Genomic DNA, 18,022 nt, shown 5'->3' on the forward strand with positions numbered 1-18,022 from the left:
TGACTTAGGTCCGCTACCTGCGTAAATTTCGCGGCCTCAACGAAGCAAAGGGTGATTAGCTCAGCTGGGAGAGCATCTGCCTTACAAGCAGAGGGTCGGCGGTTCGATCCCGTCATCACCCACCACTTCTTGAGAGTTTTGCCCTAGGGCAAGACGCAACGTTAAAGGTTGCACCGACGCGCAGCGGTAGTTCAGTCGGTTAGAATACCGGCCTGTCACGCCGGGGGTCGCGGGTTCGAGTCCCGTCCGCTGCGCCATATTTTCCAGGTCTGATGTTTCAGATTTGAGATTGAACAGCCAAGGCTGATCAGTCAGATGTTTGAAGGCGGTTGAAGGTGACACTTCAGCAGTCTGAGCGATACGCAGCGGTAGTTCAGTTGGTTAGAATACCGGCCTGTCACGCCGGGGGTCGCGGGTTCGAGTCCCGTCCGCTGCGCCATATCTGTTCCAGGGCCCACTGAACGCCCTGAGACGCCAAAGCAAGCCGCTGGCTTGGTTGGATCGATAGCAAAGACCCTGGTCGAAAGACCGGGGTTTTTTGTGTCTGCGATTTGGCTCGGTGCTTGATGTGCAGGGGCCGGCAAGCCAGCCCCTCGATCCGGAATTAGAACCCAAGCTTGTCCCGCAGCCCGTAATACCAGGCCCCCAACGCCGCAAACGGCGTACGCAACAGTTGCCCGCCCGGGAACGGGTAGTGCGGCAGGTCGGCAAACGCATCAAAACGCTCTGCCTGGCCTCTCAGTGCTTCCGCCAGCACCTTGCCTGCCAAGTGGGTGTACGTCACGCCATGGCCGCTGCAGCCCTGGGAATAGTAGATGTTATCGCCCAGGCGACCGACCTGCGGCAGGCGCGACAGGGTCAGCAGGAAATTGCCGGTCCAGGCGTAGTCGATCTTCACGTCCTTGAGCTGCGGGAACGCCTTGAGCATCTTCGGCCGGATGATCGCCTCGATATTTGCCGGGTCCCGCGCGCCATACACCACGCCACCGCCGAAGATCAGGCGCTTGTCGCTGGTCAGCCGGTAGTAATCCAGCAGATAGTTGCAGTCCTCCACGCAGTAATCCTGCGGTAGCAGCGTCTTCGCCAGCTCATCACCCAGCGGCGCGGTGGTGATGACCTGCGTGCCACACGGCATCGATTTGGCCGCCAGCTCCGGCACCAGGTTCCCGAGGTAAGCATTGCCCGCGACAATAATGAACTTGGCCCTGACCTTGCCGTGTGCCGTATGCACCACCGGATTGGCGCCACGCTCAATGCGAATCGCCGCCGACTGCTCGTAGATCGTGCCGCCGAGGGATTCAACTGCTGCGGCTTCGCCCAGCGCCAGGTTCAGCGGGTGAATGTGCCCGCCGCTCATGTCCAGCAGGCCGCCCACATAGTTGTCACAGGCGACCACTTCACGAATGCGGCGCTCGTCCATCAGTTCTAGCTGGGTGTGGCCGTAGCGCTCCCATAGGCGCTTCTGCGACTCCAGGTGGCCCATGTGCTTGCTGTTCAGCGCGGCGAACACACCGCCGTCCTTCAGGTCGCACTGGATCTGATACTTGGCCACACGCTCCCGAATGATCCTGCCGCCTTCAAACGCCATCTCTCCCAACAATTGCGCCTGCTTGGGGCCGACGCTGCGCTCGATCACATCGATATCACGGCTGTAGCTGTTGACGATCTGGCCGCCGTTGCGGCCCGACGCGCCAAAACCCACCTTGGCAGCTTCCAGCACCGTTACGCGAAAACCGTTCTCCAGCAGGAACAGCGCGCTGGACAGCCCGGTATAGCCGGCACCGATCACGCATACATCGGTTTCGACTTCACCTTGCAGCTCCGGGCGAGGAGGTACCGCATTCGCAGACGCGGCGTAATACGACTGGGGGTAGGGGGTGTTCGCCATCCTGGAACCTCTGTTTTATATTTTTTACGAGTGCGCCGATCCTACCTGAGTTGAAAATCCGCTGCCAGCCACCGGAAAAATACCGTTGTGCTGGCCACAAATAAAAAATTCGCATATTCATAGGCTTAGCTGCAAAAAAGGTATTGACACCCCTCGGGAATTCCGTAAAATGCCGCCTCACAGCAGGCACGTAGCTCAGTTGGTTAGAGCACCACCTTGACATGGTGGGGGTCGTTGGTTCGAGTCCAATCGCGCCTACCAAACAAAATCCGCTCTGCTGGGCGGTCTAGAAGGGCTCACCGAAAGGTGGGCCCTTTTTTGTTGCCTGTCGTTTGGGCAAACATTGGGAATACTTTGGGTAAGTGAAATTCAGACACGAACCAAGGTACTGAGCTCCTTTGTCGATCTTGGCTTACAGTCACCGCTGGGTAGCCTGGGAGGCTCTCGGCAGCAACCGGTGATGGGTATTATGTGTGTCGTTTACAACACAATAAGTACTATGTGACTACACGAAACAAATGACGAAATTCATTTTCTAGCTGTCATAAGTGGTGAGAATTATTTCTGAAAGAGAGTGTTGTTATGAATTTGAATCGAGTAGTCAAGGCGGTCGTTGTAGTCGCTTTTCTGTCTTCCTTGTCGGGATGCTGGATATTCATGCCTCCGGGTGGTGGCGGTGGCGGTGGCGGTGGCGGTCACGGTCATGGCCAGGAGGGCGGCCCAGGCGGTGGTCAGGGCGGTGGTCAGCGATAACGGATCAAGTCTGGGTGGTGGGCTAACAGGAAAAGGCGCGGTCCCAAGGTCCGCGTCATTCCCGACGGCCAGCATCGCTTTCCCGCGACAATACATCCCGGCATGATGCCATGCAGTGTTGGCGCCGGGATCCTCTCCCGGGCAGGCCTGTTCGCGCCTTGAGCCGGCCATGGCTAAAGGCGGGGCATGGGTTAGGGTCGAGTCGCGCCGGTACGACCTTTCCCGCCCGCCACGGCAAGGTTGCCCAACACCTCATCAATCACCCCAAGCTGCCAGTTGAAATACGGATTGAACGTCAACCGCGCATGCATCTTGCCCGCTTCACGATAACCCCAGTCCGAATACCACACCTCTGACCCCTGTTCGCAGGCGCGGGTGGCGTCTTCCGTCTGGCCGTTCCAGCAAAACCGCAGGCTGCCCTGTTCGCCGTAGAGCGCATTGTCGGGTGAAAACAACAACCCCATGTGCGAGAACTGGCTGATCCGCAACTCCGGCAGATAGTCGGTGCGCGCTTTTACACGCTGCGTGTCCCAGGCGCTCTCCGGCAGTGTGCCGTACCAGGCCAAGCGGCTGTGGGGGTTACTGAAGCGCTGCTGGAAGGTCTGCAGTATGTAGTTCGTATCCAGGACTGAGTCGTGGGCTGCAACGGCAATGAACACCGGCTTGTCGTAGGTTCGATGTTCGAGCTCCTGGCGGGCCACTCGGCTGCTGCGGTAGAACTGGGCGAAGCCATTGGTGGGGACGGTCATGTAGCGCACCAGGCTCTGCTGTGGCCGGCTTGCGTCTGGCGCCAACAGCCATGGGCGCGCCCAACTGATCAGGGGTGTCAGCCAGTCGTAGGTCATGCTGGACTGGAACGCCGGGGAGAACAGCAGCAGCCCGGCGACGTCGTCGTGCTTGTAGGCGTAGTCGACTACCAGGTTGGCGCCGGTGGAGAAGCCGCCGAGGTAAATTTCACCCACCTCTGCGCGCAGTATCGCGGCCTGTTCGTCCACTACCCGGCGCCAGTCTTCCATGCGCACTTGCAGCATGTCGGCCGGTTGGGTGCCGTGGCCGGGCAGCAGCACGGTCCTTACCAGGAAGCCGCGGGCGGCCAGTGCGCTGCCGATATCGTGAAACGACCATGGCGAGTCGCCCAGGCCATGCACCAGAATGATCCCGCGCTTGGGCGCGCCCGCCGGGCGCCATTCCTGTGGTGCATTCCAGTTGAGTTCAGCTTCCCTGTCGGTGCCCTGGAAGTCGCGATGGTCGCGCAGCCATTGCAAGGTATCGAGGCGATACGACCCGAACGACTTCTGGCCCAAGGGCATGGCTGTGTCGGCAATGGCGGCATTGGCAAATAGAAGGGCAATAATCGCGAAGGCGGCGCTTCGCAGCATCACAGGTATGGAAAAAGCGGGGATGTTGTTCAAGGCGGGATCTCGGCGTCGCGTAACCGTAAAGTCATGCACGATAATCACCGGGCAGGCACTGCCGATAGTGCAAAACAGTCGCAAGACATTTCGCTTTTAGCGATGGCCGGCGTAGAAAAAGGCGCCACCACCGCGTGCTTGCTTATTGCTGGGAAAGGATCGCCTGGACCAGCCCCGGAAACCGGCTGTCCATTACATCAGTGCGCAACGAGTTCATATGCGTCGTACCCACGCTGCGGGTATGTACAAGCCCCGCATCCCTTAACACCCGGAAGTGATGGGACATGCTGGATTTTGGTCGTCCGCCGTCCAGTTCGCCGCAGGTGGCTTCGGTCACTCCAGCCAGGCAACGTACGATTTCCAGTCGAACAGGGTCACTCAACGCGTATAGCACGCGTTCTAGAATCAGGTCTTCGGCATTGGGGTGTTTGAAGGCTCGCATGGGGCGAATGATAACAGGGCTATCGCTTGACACCATAGTTCGATTAACATCGAACTATCGAAAGTTAACCTTTCTCTTCAGGAGCCCTCTTATGTCTGCATTGTTCGAACCCTACACACTGAAAGACGTTACGTTGCGCAACCGGATCGCGATTCCGCCGATGTGCCAGTACATGGCTGACGACGGCATCGTCAACGACTGGCACCACGTGCACCTTGCCAGTATGGCCCGGGGCGGCGCGGGTCTGGTGGTGGTCGAGGCGACCGCTGTAGCGCCAGAAGGGCGCATCACGCCGGGCTGCGCGGGGATCTGGAGCGACGCACATGCGCAAGCCTTCGTGCCCATGGTCAAAGCCATCAAGGCCGCAGGTTCGGTGCCCGGTATCCAGATTGGCCACGCCGGCCGTAAGGCCAGCTCCAATCGCCCGTGGGAAGGGGATGACCATATCCCGGCTTCCGATGCCCGGTCATGGCAGACGATTGCACCGTCGGCCATCCCTTTTGGCGCGCACCTGCCGAATGTTCCCCGCGCCATGACCCTGGAAGACATCGCACGGGTTCGCCAGGACTTCGTCGATGCTGCTCGCCGTGCCCGTGACGCTGGTTTTGAATGGATTGAACTGCACTTTGCCCACGGTTACCTGGGCCAGAGCTTCTTCTCTGAGCATTCCAACCAACGTACCGATGCCTACGGCGGCAGCTTCGATAACCGCAGCCGTTTCCTGCTGGAAACCCTCGCTGCAGTGCGCGAGGTATGGCCGGAAAACCTGCCACTGACCGCACGTTTTGGCGTGATTGAATATGACGGCCGCGACGAGCAGACCCTGACGGAATCCATCGAGCTGGCCCGTCGTTTCAAGGCCGGTGGCCTGGACTTGCTGAGCGTCAGCGTTGGCTTTTCCACACCCGATGCGAACATTCCGTGGGGGCCGGCATTTATGGGGCCAATCGCCGAGCGCGTACGTCGCGAAGCCGGTTTGCCGGTGACGTCCGCCTGGGGCTTTGGTACGCCGCAACTGGCAGAAGGCGCGTTGCAGGCCGGGCAACTCGACCTGGTGTCGGTGGGGCGTGCACATTTGGCCGATCCACACTGGGCGTACTTTGCGGCCAAGGAACTGGGTGTTGAGAAGTCGTCCTGGACCTTGCCCGCGCCTTACGCTCACTGGCTGGAACGCTATCGCTAAGTAGCGGCGACAGAAGGGCGGCACCGTAGATAGGTGCCGCTGCGGTCAGAAACGACTCAGTCGATAGGGTTCCAGCGCCGGCAAGTCCTGGCTGAAAAACGCGGGCGACACCAATTGGCCAATCAACTGCGCCGTCACCGCCGCCTGCGTCAGCCCCAAGTGCTGATGCCCAAACGCAAGCAACACCTTGCCCTCGCACACCTTGTCGATAATCGGCAGCGAGTCCGGCAACGAAGGGCGAAACCCCATCCAGGGTGTCGCGTCCTCAGCATTCAAATCCCGACGAAACAGCCCCTGGCTCAGCCGATGCAGCTGCCACGCGCGCTCCATGTTCGGTGGGCGATCAAGGCCTGCGAATTCGACCGTGCCTGCCAACCGCAGCCCGTCGGTCATGGGCGTCATGATGAACTTGCGCTCCAATGACGTAACCGCAAAAGGTAGCCGCCCATGCTCATGCGCCAGCATCAGGTGATAGCCACGTTCAGTGTCCAGCGGGACCTTTTTACCGGTCAGTGCCGCGGTCAATTTGGCCGAATGCGCACCGCAGGCGATCAACACCTGACGCGCCGCCACTGCACCTTGGCCGGTCATCAGCGAGACACCGTGCTCGTCCAGCTTCCCGCCCACTACCTGGCGCTTGAGAAATTGCACCCCACTGGCCTTGGCCGCTTCCATCAGCTCGCACACCACCCGGTAGGGATCGAGGAAGTGCCCGGTACGTGGATAGAACAACGCGCCCTGAATCCCGTCGCTGAGTTGCGGCGCCACCTCCTGCACCGCGCTGGCCTGCCAGTAATCCACCGGCACTTCTTGCTGGCGCATGCGAGCCTGCAACGCGTCGATGGCTTGCCGCGAATCGGGGCGCTCGAAGATCAGCAGCGAGCCGTCTTCGCGCATCAGGTCGGGGCGATCGATACTGTCCAGCAGCCGGTGCCAGGCGCCCAGGCTGCTTTCATTAAGTGCACGGATGCCTGCGACCGTACGCTGGAATGCCGCCGGGCGCAGGTTCAACACCAGGCGGGTGAACCACGGCAGCGCGCGCGGCATGTATTTCCAGTCCAGGCGCAGCGGCCCCATCGGGTCCATCAGCATGGCCGGCAAGCGCGTAAGGATGGACGCATCCGCGATGGGAAACACTTGCTCGGTCGCCAGGTGACCGGCATTGCCGAACGAGGCGCCATGGCCGGGTTCCTGCTGGTCGATGATGACCACTCGCCGGCCTTGGCGTGCCAGTTGCAGCGCGCAGGCGACACCAATGATTCCGGCGCCGACCACAGCGATGTCTGGAATGACGTTATTGGTCATGGCCTAGGCTTCTCTCTGACCGTCGAGCAAGCGGCGCAGCAGCAATGGATTGCCGTGTTGAAGCGCGGTCGGCAGCAAGCCATCCGGGAAATCCTGGTAGCACACCGGCCGCAGGAATCGCAGGATGGCAGCGGTACCCACCGACGTCGTGCGCGAGTCTGAGGTGGCCGGGAAAGGCCCGCCGTGCACCATCGCATCACACACTTCAACACCGGTCGGCCAACCATTGACCAGCAGGCGGCCGGCCTTGCGTTCCAGGGTCGGCAGCAACGCGCGGGCGGTTTCCAGATCGTCGTCATCCAGATGCAGAGTGGCGGTCAATTGGCCTTCCAGGTGCTCGCTGACCTGGCGGACTTCATCGGCATCGGCACATTGCACGATCAAGGATGCGGCGCCGAATATCTCGGCCTGCAAGCTGTGATTGGCGAGAAAGTCCCGAGCCTGGGCAATAAACAAATGGGCCTGCCCTTGGTTCGGGCCTTGCGCCGCCAACCCGGTACCCGCGAGCCGAGCATGCTTGGCCATGGCGCTGACACCGTCTTCGTAAGCCTTGAAGATCCCCGGTGTGAGCATGGTCTGGGCAGCGCTGCGTTGAAGCATATGGGCAGCAGTTTCGGTGAAGTGGTCCAGCGCCGGCCCCGCAACAGCAATCACCAGTCCGGGGTTGGTGCAGAACTGGCCGGCCCCTTGGGTCAGGGACGCGACAAACCCTTGCGCCAACGCTTCACCTCGCGCGCTCAACGCGCCAGGAAACAGATAAACCGGATTGATCGAGCTCATCTCCGCATACACCGGGATCGGCTCAGGACGCGCCTGGGCCGCCTCGCACAACGCGATACCACCGCTGCGCGAACCGGTGAAACCCACGGCCTTGATACGCGGATCGCAGACCAGCGCGATGCCCACTTCACGTCCCGAGCCATATAACAGCGAAAACACACCTTCAGGCAGGCCACATTGCTGAGCGGCCTTGGCCACCGCGCGCCCGACCAGTTCACTGGTGCCAGGATGCGCGCTGTGCGCCTTCACGATCACCGTGCAACCGGCCGCCAGTGCTGATGCCGTATCACCGCCCGCCACCGAGAATGCCAGCGGGAAATTACTCGCGCCGAACACCGCCACCGGCCCCAACGGCACCTGGCGTTGACGCAGGTCTGAACGGGGCAAGGGCTGGCGATCCGGTTGCGCAGTATCTACCCGCACATCCAGCCATTCACCCGCGCGCACGGTGCGGGCAAAGGCGCGCAACTGCTGGCAGGTGCGCCCGCGTTCGCCCTGGATACGTGGGCGCGGCAGGCCGGTCTCAGCCATCGCCCGCTCAATCAACTCATCGCCCAGTGCTTCGATTTCGTTGGCGATGGTTTCCAGGAACTCGGCGCGAGCCGCCAACGGCGTTTCGCGATAGCTATCGACGGCACTCCATGCCAGCGCGCAGGCTTGTTCGACATGCTCGGCGGTGCCGCCAGCGTAGGCGGGTTCCAGTGCAATATTGGTGGCAGGATTGATCGCCCGGATTGCCTCGCGGCTGCCTGGAATGGAGTGCTGACCAATCAGCATGGTGCCCGTCAGAGTCATGGCGTAGTCCTGAAAGTAAAGATGGGCTTGGCAAAGAGAATCCACATTTGATCTTTTCTGCCTTGAATATTTTTAAGCGATGTTCTGCTCGGCCGACCAGTTGGCGTACCACTGGCGGAACAACGCGTACTGGTTCTCGGCATACCGACGCTGGGCATCGCTGAGGGCGTCGGTTTCGTTGAAGTGCAGGGTGTATTCCTTGTCGCCGTTCAGCACCATCAGGTGCTTGTAAAACAGCACCAGGTCGCAGCCTTCGTCGAAGGACGACAGCACCGCCAGCGCCGACTCCAGTTCCCGTGCCTGGCGACGTGCGGTGGCGTCACCCTTGGCGGCTTTCTTGCTCAGGGCCACCAGTTGCAGCACTTCCCGTGGCAGCGCGTTGCCGATGCCGGTGATCGCGCCGGTGGCGTTGCAGTTGACGAAACCGTGGACCACCTGGGTATCCACGCCGACCATCAAGGTCACGTCATCGTCCTTGGAGGTGATGTGCTCGGCCGCGTAACGCAGGTCTGCAGCGCCGCCGAATTCCTTGAAGCCGATCAGGTTCGGGTACTCGCGGCGCAGTTCAAAGAACAGGTCGGCACGGGTGGCGAAGCCATAGTAAGGGCTGTTGTAGATCACCGCCGGCAGGTTCGGCGCCGCCTTGAGGATGGCCGCAAAGTGGTCTTTTTGCGCAGTCGCCGAGGCGCCTCGGGACAGCACGCGCGGGATGACCATCAAGCCGTGGGCGCCGACCTTCGCCGCATGCGCCGCGTGGGCCACTGCTTCACGGCTGTTGACCGCGCCGGTGCCGACGATGGTTGGTACGCCGGCGGCTACCAGTCGCGCCACGCCTTCCTGACGCTCGGCTTCTGTCAGCAACGGCCAGTCACCCATGGAGCCGCAGTACACCACCGCGCTCATGCCGATATCGATCAGTTCGCGGCCCTTGGCGACCAGTGCGTCGAAATCCGGTTTGCGCTCGGCGGTGCACGGGGTCATCAGGGCAGGGATGCAGCCAGTGAAGATCGTGGTATTCATGGTTTCAGCTCCAGGTTGATTGAAGTAGCGGGGGCGGTTCAGATGCCCCACGCGAAGGGATCCTGTTCGTCGATCAGCAATACGCTGTCGGCGGTCATGTAGGCGCGGCCGGTGATGGAAGGGCGCACACGCTCGCCTTCCCATTCATAACTGCCTTCGAAGCGGCTGCCGGTGATGCTGGCCTGCACCCACGGTTCACCGGCGGCGAGTTTTCCATCGGCCGCCAGGCACGCCAGCTTGGCGCTGGTGCCGGTGCCGCAGGGCGAGCGGTCGTAGGCTTTGCCCGGGCACATCACGAAGTTGCGGCTGTCGGCCTGGTCGTCGTCGGCGAACAGTTCGATATGGTCGATCAAGGCGCCGTCTTCGCCGTGGATGCCCTGGGCCTCAAGGGCCTTGAGCATCGCCCAGGTGTAATCGGTCAGGGCTTCGACGTTGTCCATGTGCAGCACATGCCCGTGCTCGGAAACCAGGAAGAACCAGTTGCCGCCCCAGGCGATGTCGCCGTAGACCCGTCCATGCCCTGGCACGTCCACCGGCACCTGCTGGCGATAACGATAGGCGGGCACATTGCGCAGGGTCACCGCGCCGTCTGCATGCAACGTGGCGCTGACCGGGCCGACTGGCGTGTCGATCTTGTGCACGCCCGGCGCGATGTGCCCCAGGTGATGCAACGAGGCAACCAGGCCGATGGTGCCGTGGCCGCACATGCCGAGGTAGCCGGCGTTATTGAAGAAAATCACGCCGCAGGTGGCATCGGCCGAGACCGGTGCGCAATACAGCGCGCCCACCAGCACATCGTTGCCACGGGGTTCCAGCAGGCACGCCCTGCGCCATTGGTCATGCCGAGTGCGCAGGTCGTCGAGCTTGTCAACCATGGTCTCGCCGGCAAGCTCGGGAAAACCGGTCATCACCAGGCGCGTGGGTTCGCCGCCGGTGTGGGAGTCAATGATGTGAACTCGTTTCATAGCGCTATCCATTCAGTGGTGGGCTGACGTTCAGGAAGCAAGCTGCACTCGGCCGATGGCGGGCTCAGGCACTTCGCTTTCGTCATCTTCGGTTTCCAGGCGAACCAGGTGGGCCGGTACGCCGGTGGCCGCGCCCCAGTAATAAATACCCAGTGCACAAGCCGCTACTACCAGCGTGTCGAAGGGGTGACTGAGGATGCCCAGGCCACCAAAGCTGCCGAGTTTCGACAGGATGATGGTCGCGGCGTAGAAGCCGATCAGCCAGGCAGAGGAGCGCACCTGCCGGCCCAGGCTCAGGTGCAGGGTCGGCACAAAACGCCCGCACAGCAGGTACACCACGAACATCAGGATTTGCAGGCCGAGCAGCCACGACACGGTGCTCCAGCCGGACCAGTAGACGATCAGCGCGGCGATGATGAACGACAGCGGGCCGAGCACACCCATCCACTTGACCCGGAACGGGCGCGGCAGGTCAGGCGCATTGCGGCGCAGTGCGGCAACGGACACCGGCGCCACGGCGTAGCTCAACACCAGCGCGGCAGACACCACGTTGATCAGCGCTTCCCACGACGGGAAGGGCAGCGTCCAGAACACCGACAGGCCAAAGGTCAGCCACAGCGCCGGGCGCGGGATGCCGGACTTTTCGTCGATGCGCGTGAAGACCTTGAAGAAGGTCCCGGTTTGCGCCCAGCCGTAGATCACCCGTGGCGTGGCGTTCATGTAGATGTTGCCGCAACCGCTGGGGGAGATCACGGCGTCAGCGACCACCAGATACGCCAGCCAACCCACGCCCAACGCGAGGGCGATATCGCGATACGGCAGGGCCAGTTCCTTGGCGACGCCGGCCCAACCATTGGCGAGCATTTCAGTGGGAATGCCGCCGAGGAATGCGGTCTGCAACAACACGTAGATCGCAGTGGAGAGCAGTACAGAGAGGATCAACGCAATTGGAATGGTGCGCTGCGGGTTCTTCACTTCGCTGGCCACCGAGATGATCGGCGTCAGGCCCAGGTAAGCGAAAATCACCCCGCCGGCGGACACGGCCATTTCAATGCCCGACAGGCCGAACGGCGCGAAGCCCTGGGCGTGGAAATTCTCTGGCTTGAAGAAAGTGAACAGCACGCCGATCACCAACAGCGGCACGATGAACTTGAACACGCTGACCAGGTTATTGGCCATGGCGAAGGTCTTCACGCTGCGGTAGTTGAGGGCGAAAAACAGCGAGAGCAGCGCAAACTGCACGAACCAGCCAAGGATCGTCGGGTTGCTGGTACCCGCCTGCGTCAACTCGGGAAACCACGCCGCGGCGTATTGGCGCGAAGCGACCACTTCAATCGCCACCAGGCTTGAGAACGCGATCAGCGTGATAAAGCCCATCAGGTAGCCCAGCAGCGGGCCATGGGAGTAAACCGGGTAGCGCACCACGCCACCGGCGCGGGGCAATGCCGCCCCCAGTTCGCAGTACACAATGCCCAGCAGCAGCACGGCGAACCCGCCCAGCAACCAGGAAAAAATCCCCGCCGGCCCGGCGATGGCAGACACGTGACTGGCCGCGAACAGCCAGCCCGAACCGAAGATCGCTCCCAGTCCGATAAAGGTGAGGTCGATCAATGAAAGCTGTTTCTTGAACTTGCCTTGGGCTGACATGACGGCGCCTTCTTGTGGGTTATTGGATAGGCATGCAGTGGCCCTACAGTGAACCCATCAACGGCGCCGCGATTGATGTTTTGCGCAGGCTGCGATGACGAAATCAGCACAATGGCGAACACTCGACACGCCGCCGCTCATGCGGCAATCTGCTTGCCAGGCACCGCCCGCCGGGCGCCTGGCCTATCCGCAAAATGCAGGAGAGAGCGTCATGATGCAGAGCGCGTTCGCGACCCTTTGCCAAGGGAGCGAGACCCACCGCCCGCACACCATTGAAGAATTACTGGCCGGTGTAGGGCTGTTATTGCCGATGCTCGACGTGATTCCCAATGCCGCGATCTTTATCAAGGACGACCAGGCGCGCTACGTATTGGCCAACCGCACGCTGGTGCAGCGGTGCGGGTTGAAGCACCTGCAACCGTTGCTCGGGAAAACCAGCGCCGAGGTATTTCCTGCGCAGTTGGGGCCCGGCTATACCGAACAGGATCGGCGGGTTCTGGAGCAGGGGTTTGTTTTGGAAGACCAGTTGGAATTGCACCTGTACGGCACCCGCGAGCCGGGTTGGTGCCTGACGCACAAATGGCCGCTGTATAACCGCGATGGCGCGATCATCGGCCTGGCGGGCATCTCGGTCGACCTGCAAACCGCCAGTGAAACCCACCCGGCCTATCAACGCCTGGCGGCGGTGGATGAGTACATTCGGGCGCACTTCAATCGGCGTGTCACGTTGGGTGAACTGACGCGGATTGCCGGGATTTCAGTGGCGCAGCTGGAGCGCTACTGCAAGCGCGTGTTCCACCTGACGCCGCGCCAGATGATCCAGAAGGTGCGCCTGGAACATGCGCACCTCCTGCTGCATACCGAGATGCCGATCACTGAAGTGGCGCTGCAGTGTGGTTATACCGACCACAGTGCGTTTACCCGGCAGTTCAAGGCGTTGACCGGGTTTACACCGCGCCAGTATCGGCAGGCGACAGCGGCGCCCGCCTGAAAACGGGTTGCTGTCAGCGGCTGGCCTTCAGCGTTTCAAACATCGCCTGCGCCGCCAGTGCATGCACCTTGCGCGTCGGGTGCCATTCATCCCAGTAGTAATGCGCGTCCGGGTTTTCACACACGGGTTTCACGTCCGGATAGGTGTGTTGGCATGGCGCATCCAGGTCTTTCAACCCCGCAACCCCGGGTGCTGCGCGCAGCTTGTCGCTGAATGCCACGTGGTCGAAGTAACTGATACTGACCTGATGCGCTTTAGCCAATGCGCTCAGCACCACCGGCAGTTTTTGTTCGAGCGCCTGCTGGTAGCTTTTGGCATTCTCCACCTGATTGCCCTGCACCACGGCCGGCACATGACTCAAGTCCGTCGTGCCCACCACCATCACCTGCTTCGCACCGGCGGCGATCAGCGTCTCGGTGGCCTTCTGGATGTTCGCCACGCTGTTCTGACTGAGCACGGCAACCGATTCCGGGTGCGAGAAATCCGCCCATTCAAAAAAGTCGTTGGCCGAGATGAAAATGAAATACAGCGCCTTCGGGTCCGCTGCGTGTGCCTTGGCGGCCTTCAGGTAATCAGCGACTTGCCCCAAAACGCCAGTGTCACGGGCGGGCTCCATCCAGGCGTAGTAGTTACCGTTGCCACTCTTGGCGCCGCCCACTGCGTAGTCGGTCAAGGGTGTTTTCAAGGCGTGAGCCAGGTTCTCGACGGCCGTCGGGCCATTGCTCCAGCGGCCTTTCCAATACAACGAGCCGGGCAGTTCCTGCGCATCCTTGACCTTCTGCGTGGCCAGGGTTTTGGTGAAGCGTTCACCCGCGCCATTGTCGGAGTAGCTGTCACCGAACGCATACAGGTGATCGTAGCGGGGGGCGCCAAAAGCAGTGGAGGCGGTCAGTACCAATAGAGTGGCCAAGCAAGCGCGTAGTGTCATTGGAAATCTCCCGGGTGGTCACTCCAGAGTACCGGCGGCGACGTGTTTGCCTTGGGGCGGTTGCGACCTGTGTGTAGCTGAGGGCGCAAAGACTGTCCCGTATGCGACAAGTGGCAATCGCTGGTAATGTCAGCAGGATTGGGCATTCACATCAGGGAGATTGAGATGGCGTTAGCGATAGAGTTGTCTTTCGACGTTACGGAGCAAGAGCGCCAGGCCATCCTCCAACCGCTGAGGGAATACAACATCAGCCAATGCGGCGAGAACCCGTTTGAAACCTTCGGGCTGTTGCTGCGTGATCCTGGCAGCCAGGAAGTGGTGGGCGGCCTCTACGGCAAAATTGCCTATGGTTGGATGTTCGTTGAGCTCTTGAGCGTGCCTGAGTCAATGCGCACCCAAGGCACCGGTTCACGCCTGATGCGCACGGCTGAGGACCTGGCACGGGAGAAAGGCTGTGCGGGGATCTGGCTGGACACCTTCAGCTTCCAGGCGCCCGGGTTTTATCGAAAACTGGGCTTTAGCGAGTTCGGGCATATTGCCGACTACCCGCCAGGGCACAAGCGCCACTTTTTCCAGAAGCACCTGGCCTAGCGCTCACCGGCAAGGCTCACCGTGATACACAACCCGGTGTGGTTGATTTCATCGGTGAAGCCCATTTGCACCCGTGCTCCGGTTCGCTCGGCGATCGCCTTGACGATCGAAAGTCCCAGCCCGGAGCCGGCTTCTTCAGTCCCCAGGCTGCGATAAAACGGATCAAACACCCGTGCGTGTTCATCCGCCGCAATTCCCGGCCCGGTGTCCTTGACCTGCAACCGCGCAGAGCCCAGCACCCGCTCTACCGACAGGTCGACCCGACCGCCCTCGGGGGTGTAGCGGATTGCGTTATCCACCAGGTTCTTGACCAGGGTGAACAGGTCCAGTTCGTTAATGATGACCTGTACGTCCTCGATGCTCTCCACGCCGATATCGATGCGTTTACGCTCGGCCAATGGCAGCAGGTCTTCCAGCACCTGGCGATACACCGCGTGCACGGACACGGCTGCCAGTGGCCGGTTTGCGGTGGATTGCGCGGCGGCCAGGGTTAACAACTGATCGATCAATTTGCGCCCGCGCTCGATGCCTCGAATCAACGGCAGCAGGCGTTCGCGGGCTTGCGTTGGCATCTCGCTGGCCGCCAGTCGCTCGGCTTGCAGCGACAGTGCCGTCATCGGCGAGCGAAGCTCATGGGCGGCGTCGGCGACAAAGCGGCGCTGGCTGTCCATGGACTGCGCAATCCGTTCGAGCAGGCGGTTGATGGCGATGACAAACGGGCGTACCTCGGTGGGCAAATGCTGTTCATCAATCGGGTGCAGTTCCTGTTCGGCACGCTGGTCGATTTCTGCCGCCAGGCTGGCGATGGGGCGAAACAGCTTGCGCACCAGGTCGCCGACCACCAACAGCAATACCGGAAACAGGATCAGAAACGGCAACAAGCTGCGCCAGGCGCTCTCGCGGGCGTCCTTGTCGCGCCCGCCGGTTTCCTGGGCGACAGCAATGCGCTCGCCGCGCGCGGTGGTGCGGACCAGCACGCGAAACGCTTCGCCACCGACCTCGACCGTGGACAAGCCATCGGCCAGGGTGGTGGGCAGCGGCAGCGGGATCACCTCATCGTCTCCAGCCAAGGCCTGCTTGCCGTCAGCCAGGTACTGAATGATCACCCGTGACTCTTCGTCATCGCCTTCGATGCCCTGGCCTTCGGGATAGCGCATCGTCATCTGCTGGCGGTCGAACAGCACCGCCACCTGGCGCAGCGTATCGTCCTGCAGTTCGTGGGCCTCATCGAAGGCCGAGACGAACGCGAACACACTGGCGAGGGCGGCCACCAGCAGAATCGCCAGGGCCAGGGCCACGGAGAGCCTGAGCTGGACCGACTCGGTCAAACGTTTTTTGAAACCATCCATCCCATGCCCCTGACGTTCTTGATGACGTGGCTGCCCAACTTGCGCCGCAGGGCGTGAATCAGAAACTCGATGGCGTTGCTTTCCACCTCATTGCCCCAGCCATACAGGCGGTCTTCGAGTTCGCTGCGCGAGAGGATCGCCCCCGGGCGGATCAACAAGGCTTGCAACAGCGCGAACTCGCGGCTGGAGAGGGCCACGCCGCTGTGTTCGTCCGTGCTGGCCTGCTTGGAGAGCAAGTCCAGCGAGACCACGCCGTTTCCCAGCAAGGGCAGGGCGGCGCCGCCCTTGCGCCGCAACACCGCGCGCATGCGAGCGAGCAGTTCGGCCATGTCGAAGGGTTTGAGCAGGTAGTCGTCAGCGCCACCGTCGAGGCCACGCAGCCGGTCGTCGAGGCTGTCCCGGGCGGTGATGATCAGCAAGGGCACCGGGTTGTTGCGCGCGCGAATGCTGGCCAGCACGTCGAGGCCGTCCTTGCCGGGCAGGCCGAGGTCCAGCAACACCAGGTCGTAGGCGTGGGTGTCCAGTGCGGCGAGGCCGGTGAGGCCGTTCTTGACCCAGTCGGCGGCATAGCTCGCGTCGGTGAGGGCGCGCTGGATCGCGTCGCCAATCATCGGGTCGTCTTCGACCAGCAATATCCGCATGTAGCGCTCCTGCATGAAAGAGGCGCGAGGGTGGTGACCGTCGCGCCTGTAGTGAAGCACCGATGGGGCGGTTTGTCCGCCGTGGGGTTAGGGCTTGGCTTTCATCGAGTCAAACGCTTGCATCAGCGTGCCCATGGCGGCCTTGCAGTCGGCCTGGTTCGGGCTGCCGGCACGCAGCGCGTCCAGGGCGTGGTCGATGGCTTTGTCCACTACATGCCAGTCGCTGGCGGCGCGCGGTTTGATCCCGGCTTCGGCCGAGTCCCAGGTGGTTTCCAGGTCTTTGATCCGGGCTTTGGCGCCGATCAGGTCATTCTTGTTGACGAGGGCGGTCACGTCCGCAGCGATGGCGCGGAACTCGCTCAGGTCGCCCAGTTTCGAGCCCGCCTGGTTCAGGGTCGCCACGGCATTGCCGGTGGCGGCGGCAGGCTTGTCGGCAGGTTTCGAGCAGCCGGCAGCGATGCTCAGCAAGAAGATCGACGAGACGATGGCCGCGTGACGAATAAGGGTGTGTGCGAAGCGCATGATGATTTTCCTGACGGGTTTATTGAGTGATGGATTTGCGATGGCCGACGCTGATTTGGGCTGCGGCCACCAGCAGGACGATGACGCAGAGGAAGATCGCGCTGGTCCAGGTGGCGCCCATGCCCAGGCCGCCATAGGTCTTGGCCTGGGTCAGCAAGTCGCCCAGGGACGCACCGAACGGACGGGTGAGGATGTAGGCGATCCAGAAGGCCGGCACCACGTTGGCCCCCATGCGCCAGGCCAGCAGCGTGGCGGCGATCAGAGCTGCGAAGATCACGGCGCCAAGGGTGAACCCCAGGCCCAGTGCTTCAGTGGCCAGGTCGCCGGCGGCAGTGCCGAGGGCAAAGGTGCAAAGCACCGTGGCCCAATAGAACAATTCCCGGCGCGGGGTGACGATGGCGCGGATCGACAGGGTGTGTTCCGCCCGGTACCAGACCAGGAAATTGACCGCCAGCAACACCGAGAAAATCGCCGTGCTGGTGTAGAGGCTGACGTCGAGTTTGTCGGTGAGGATGTCGGTGATCTGCGTGCCGACGATGCTCACCAGCACCACGGTCAGCCAGTAGATCCAGGGGGTGTAGGCCTTGGTGCGCAATTGGCAGAACAGCGCGATCGCCAGCAGGGTTGCCATGCCGAGGCTGGTCCAGCCGGCGCCGAACCCGGCGTCGACGGCGAGAAAGTCGGCGCCGGTTTCGCCCACGGTCGTCGACATCACCTTGATCACCCAGAATGACAGCGTCACCTCGGGCACTTTGTTCAGCCAACGGGCTGCTGTGGCATTCATCGGGGTTACCTCTCCTGTGCGCGGCA

16 protein-coding genes and 4 tRNA genes are annotated in these 18,022 nt (G+C 61.9%); 7 read left to right on the forward strand and 13 right to left on the reverse strand.

The window, feature by feature from the left end:
* The first annotated feature begins 49 nt into the window (after positions 1–49).
* From CEC48_RS03755 to CEC48_RS03765, 3 genes are all read left to right on the forward strand, one after another.
* Positions 50–125: transfer RNA gene (locus CEC48_RS03755), tRNA-Val, on the forward strand.
* A gap of 55 nt (positions 126–180) precedes the next feature.
* A tRNA-Asp gene (locus tag CEC48_RS03760) sits at positions 181–257 on the forward strand.
* Positions 258–362: 105 nt separating this feature from the next.
* Positions 363–439: transfer RNA gene (locus CEC48_RS03765), tRNA-Asp, on the forward strand.
* Positions 440–604: 165 nt separating this feature from the next.
* On the opposite strand, the gene CEC48_RS03770 is transcribed toward CEC48_RS03765, so the two are convergent.
* A complete protein-coding gene (locus CEC48_RS03770; RefSeq protein ID WP_088422529.1) occupies positions 605–1,888 on the reverse strand; it encodes an FAD-binding oxidoreductase in 1,284 nt (427 codons plus the stop codon).
* Between the two features lie 184 nt (positions 1,889–2,072).
* Between CEC48_RS03770 and CEC48_RS03775 the strand changes: the two genes are divergently transcribed.
* A tRNA-Val gene (locus CEC48_RS03775) sits at positions 2,073–2,149 on the forward strand.
* A gap of 683 nt (positions 2,150–2,832) precedes the next feature.
* On the opposite strand, the gene CEC48_RS03780 is transcribed toward CEC48_RS03775, so the two are convergent.
* Positions 2,833–4,020, reverse strand: a complete 1,188-nt coding sequence (locus CEC48_RS03780; RefSeq protein ID WP_371917739.1) for an alpha/beta hydrolase — start codon at positions 4,018–4,020, stop codon at positions 2,833–2,835.
* Between the two features lie 175 nt (positions 4,021–4,195).
* Entirely contained in the window at positions 4,196–4,531 is a 336-nt protein-coding gene (locus CEC48_RS03785) for a helix-turn-helix transcriptional regulator (RefSeq protein ID WP_088422530.1), read from the reverse strand.
* Positions 4,532–4,586: 55 nt separating this feature from the next.
* Here CEC48_RS03785 and CEC48_RS03790 point away from each other — a divergent pair, with 55 nt between their 5' ends.
* On the forward strand, positions 4,587–5,678 hold the full coding sequence (locus CEC48_RS03790; RefSeq protein WP_088422531.1) for an NADH:flavin oxidoreductase/NADH oxidase: 1,092 nt from the start codon (positions 4,587–4,589) through the stop codon (positions 5,676–5,678).
* A 45-nt stretch (positions 5,679–5,723) separates the two neighbouring features.
* On the opposite strand, the gene CEC48_RS03795 is transcribed toward CEC48_RS03790, so the two are convergent.
* The 5 genes from CEC48_RS03795 to CEC48_RS03815 all read right to left on the reverse strand — a co-directional run bounded on the left by CEC48_RS03795 (position 5,724) and on the right by CEC48_RS03815 (position 12,190).
* Complete coding sequence (locus CEC48_RS03795; RefSeq protein WP_088422532.1) at positions 5,724–6,983, reverse strand: FAD-binding oxidoreductase; 1,260 nt, start codon at positions 6,981–6,983, stop codon at positions 5,724–5,726.
* A gap of 3 nt (positions 6,984–6,986) precedes the next feature.
* Positions 6,987–8,558, reverse strand: a complete 1,572-nt coding sequence (locus tag CEC48_RS03800; RefSeq protein WP_088422533.1) for an aldehyde dehydrogenase (NADP(+)) — start codon at positions 8,556–8,558, stop codon at positions 6,987–6,989.
* A gap of 72 nt (positions 8,559–8,630) precedes the next feature.
* Positions 8,631–9,578 (reverse strand): dihydrodipicolinate synthase family protein, encoded by a 948-nt coding sequence (locus tag CEC48_RS03805; protein WP_088422534.1) that lies wholly within the window; start codon positions 9,576–9,578, stop codon positions 8,631–8,633.
* Positions 9,579–9,616: 38 nt separating this feature from the next.
* Positions 9,617–10,543, reverse strand: coding sequence for a 4-hydroxyproline epimerase (locus CEC48_RS03810; protein ID WP_088422535.1), 927 nt, complete (start codon positions 10,541–10,543; stop codon positions 9,617–9,619).
* A 30-nt stretch (positions 10,544–10,573) separates the two neighbouring features.
* Positions 10,574–12,190: an APC family permease gene (locus CEC48_RS03815; protein ID WP_088422536.1), complete on the reverse strand. Its 1,617-nt coding sequence runs from the start codon at positions 12,188–12,190 to the stop codon at positions 10,574–10,576.
* A 211-nt stretch (positions 12,191–12,401) separates the two neighbouring features.
* Between CEC48_RS03815 and CEC48_RS03820 the strand changes: the two genes are divergently transcribed.
* Positions 12,402–13,181 carry an AraC family transcriptional regulator gene (locus tag CEC48_RS03820; protein WP_176438660.1) on the forward strand — a complete coding sequence of 260 codons (780 nt, stop codon included), beginning with the start codon at positions 12,402–12,404 and terminating at the stop codon, positions 13,179–13,181.
* Between the two features lie 13 nt (positions 13,182–13,194).
* On the opposite strand, the gene CEC48_RS03825 is transcribed toward CEC48_RS03820, so the two are convergent.
* Complete coding sequence (locus tag CEC48_RS03825) at positions 13,195–14,109, reverse strand: SGNH/GDSL hydrolase family protein (RefSeq protein ID WP_088422537.1); 915 nt, start codon at positions 14,107–14,109, stop codon at positions 13,195–13,197.
* Between the two features lie 165 nt (positions 14,110–14,274).
* Between CEC48_RS03825 and CEC48_RS03830 the strand changes: the two genes are divergently transcribed.
* Entirely contained in the window at positions 14,275–14,700 is a 426-nt protein-coding gene (locus CEC48_RS03830; RefSeq protein WP_088422538.1) for a GNAT family N-acetyltransferase, read from the forward strand.
* On the opposite strand, the gene CEC48_RS03835 is transcribed toward CEC48_RS03830, so the two are convergent.
* The 4 genes from CEC48_RS03835 to CEC48_RS03850 form a co-directional block, all read right to left on the reverse strand.
* Positions 14,697–16,049, reverse strand: a complete 1,353-nt coding sequence (locus CEC48_RS03835) for an ATP-binding protein (protein WP_088422539.1) — start codon at positions 16,047–16,049, stop codon at positions 14,697–14,699. The genes CEC48_RS03830 and CEC48_RS03835 overlap by 4 nt on opposite strands.
* Positions 16,025–16,690 (reverse strand): response regulator transcription factor, encoded by a 666-nt coding sequence (locus CEC48_RS03840; protein WP_088422540.1) that lies wholly within the window; start codon positions 16,688–16,690, stop codon positions 16,025–16,027. Before CEC48_RS03840 ends, CEC48_RS03835 begins: the two co-directional genes overlap by 25 nt.
* A gap of 87 nt (positions 16,691–16,777) precedes the next feature.
* Positions 16,778–17,212, reverse strand: coding sequence for a hypothetical protein (locus CEC48_RS03845; RefSeq protein ID WP_088422541.1), 435 nt, complete (start codon positions 17,210–17,212; stop codon positions 16,778–16,780).
* Between the two features lie 19 nt (positions 17,213–17,231).
* The gene (locus tag CEC48_RS03850) at positions 17,232–17,996 is read right to left on the reverse strand and encodes a hypothetical protein (RefSeq protein ID WP_088422542.1); all 765 of its coding nucleotides are present in this window, start codon (positions 17,994–17,996) and stop codon (positions 17,232–17,234) included.
* Positions 17,997–18,022 lie beyond the last annotated feature (26 nt).

The sequence above is a fragment of the Pseudomonas sp. K2I15 genome (genome assembly GCF_002204795.1).
Taxonomy (GTDB): domain Bacteria; phylum Pseudomonadota; class Gammaproteobacteria; order Pseudomonadales; family Pseudomonadaceae; genus Aquipseudomonas.

What these genes read in the sequence shown, in the direction of transcription:
- CEC48_RS03770 (WP_088422529.1), bottom strand. Translation starts at nt 1,888, where the DNA reads ATGGCGAACACCCCCTACCCCCAGTCGTATTACGCCGCGTCTGCGAAT.
- CEC48_RS03780 (WP_371917739.1), bottom strand. Translation starts at nt 4,020, where the DNA reads ATGCTGCGAAGCGCCGCCTTCGCGATTATTGCCCTTCTATTTGCCAAT.
- CEC48_RS03785 (WP_088422530.1), bottom strand. Translation starts at nt 4,531, where the DNA reads ATGGTGTCAAGCGATAGCCCTGTTATCATTCGCCCCATGCGAGCCTTC.
- CEC48_RS03790 (WP_088422531.1), top strand. Translation starts at nt 4,587, where the DNA reads ATGTCTGCATTGTTCGAACCCTACACACTGAAAGACGTTACGTTGCGC.
- CEC48_RS03795 (WP_088422532.1), bottom strand. Translation starts at nt 6,983, where the DNA reads ATGACCAATAACGTCATTCCAGACATCGCTGTGGTCGGCGCCGGAATC.
- CEC48_RS03800 (WP_088422533.1), bottom strand. Translation starts at nt 8,558, where the DNA reads ATGACTCTGACGGGCACCATGCTGATTGGTCAGCACTCCATTCCAGGC.
- CEC48_RS03805 (WP_088422534.1), bottom strand. Translation starts at nt 9,578, where the DNA reads ATGAATACCACGATCTTCACTGGCTGCATCCCTGCCCTGATGACCCCG.
- CEC48_RS03810 (WP_088422535.1), bottom strand. Translation starts at nt 10,543, where the DNA reads ATGAAACGAGTTCACATCATTGACTCCCACACCGGCGGCGAACCCACG.
- CEC48_RS03815 (WP_088422536.1), bottom strand. Translation starts at nt 12,190, where the DNA reads ATGTCAGCCCAAGGCAAGTTCAAGAAACAGCTTTCATTGATCGACCTC.
- CEC48_RS03820 (WP_176438660.1), top strand. Translation starts at nt 12,402, where the DNA reads ATGATGCAGAGCGCGTTCGCGACCCTTTGCCAAGGGAGCGAGACCCAC.
- CEC48_RS03825 (WP_088422537.1), bottom strand. Translation starts at nt 14,109, where the DNA reads ATGACACTACGCGCTTGCTTGGCCACTCTATTGGTACTGACCGCCTCC.
- CEC48_RS03830 (WP_088422538.1), top strand. Translation starts at nt 14,275, where the DNA reads ATGGCGTTAGCGATAGAGTTGTCTTTCGACGTTACGGAGCAAGAGCGC.
- CEC48_RS03835 (WP_088422539.1), bottom strand. Translation starts at nt 16,049, where the DNA reads ATGGATGGTTTCAAAAAACGTTTGACCGAGTCGGTCCAGCTCAGGCTC.
- CEC48_RS03840 (WP_088422540.1), bottom strand. Translation starts at nt 16,690, where the DNA reads ATGCGGATATTGCTGGTCGAAGACGACCCGATGATTGGCGACGCGATC.
- CEC48_RS03845 (WP_088422541.1), bottom strand. Translation starts at nt 17,212, where the DNA reads ATGCGCTTCGCACACACCCTTATTCGTCACGCGGCCATCGTCTCGTCG.
- CEC48_RS03850 (WP_088422542.1), bottom strand. Translation starts at nt 17,996, where the DNA reads ATGAATGCCACAGCAGCCCGTTGGCTGAACAAAGTGCCCGAGGTGACG.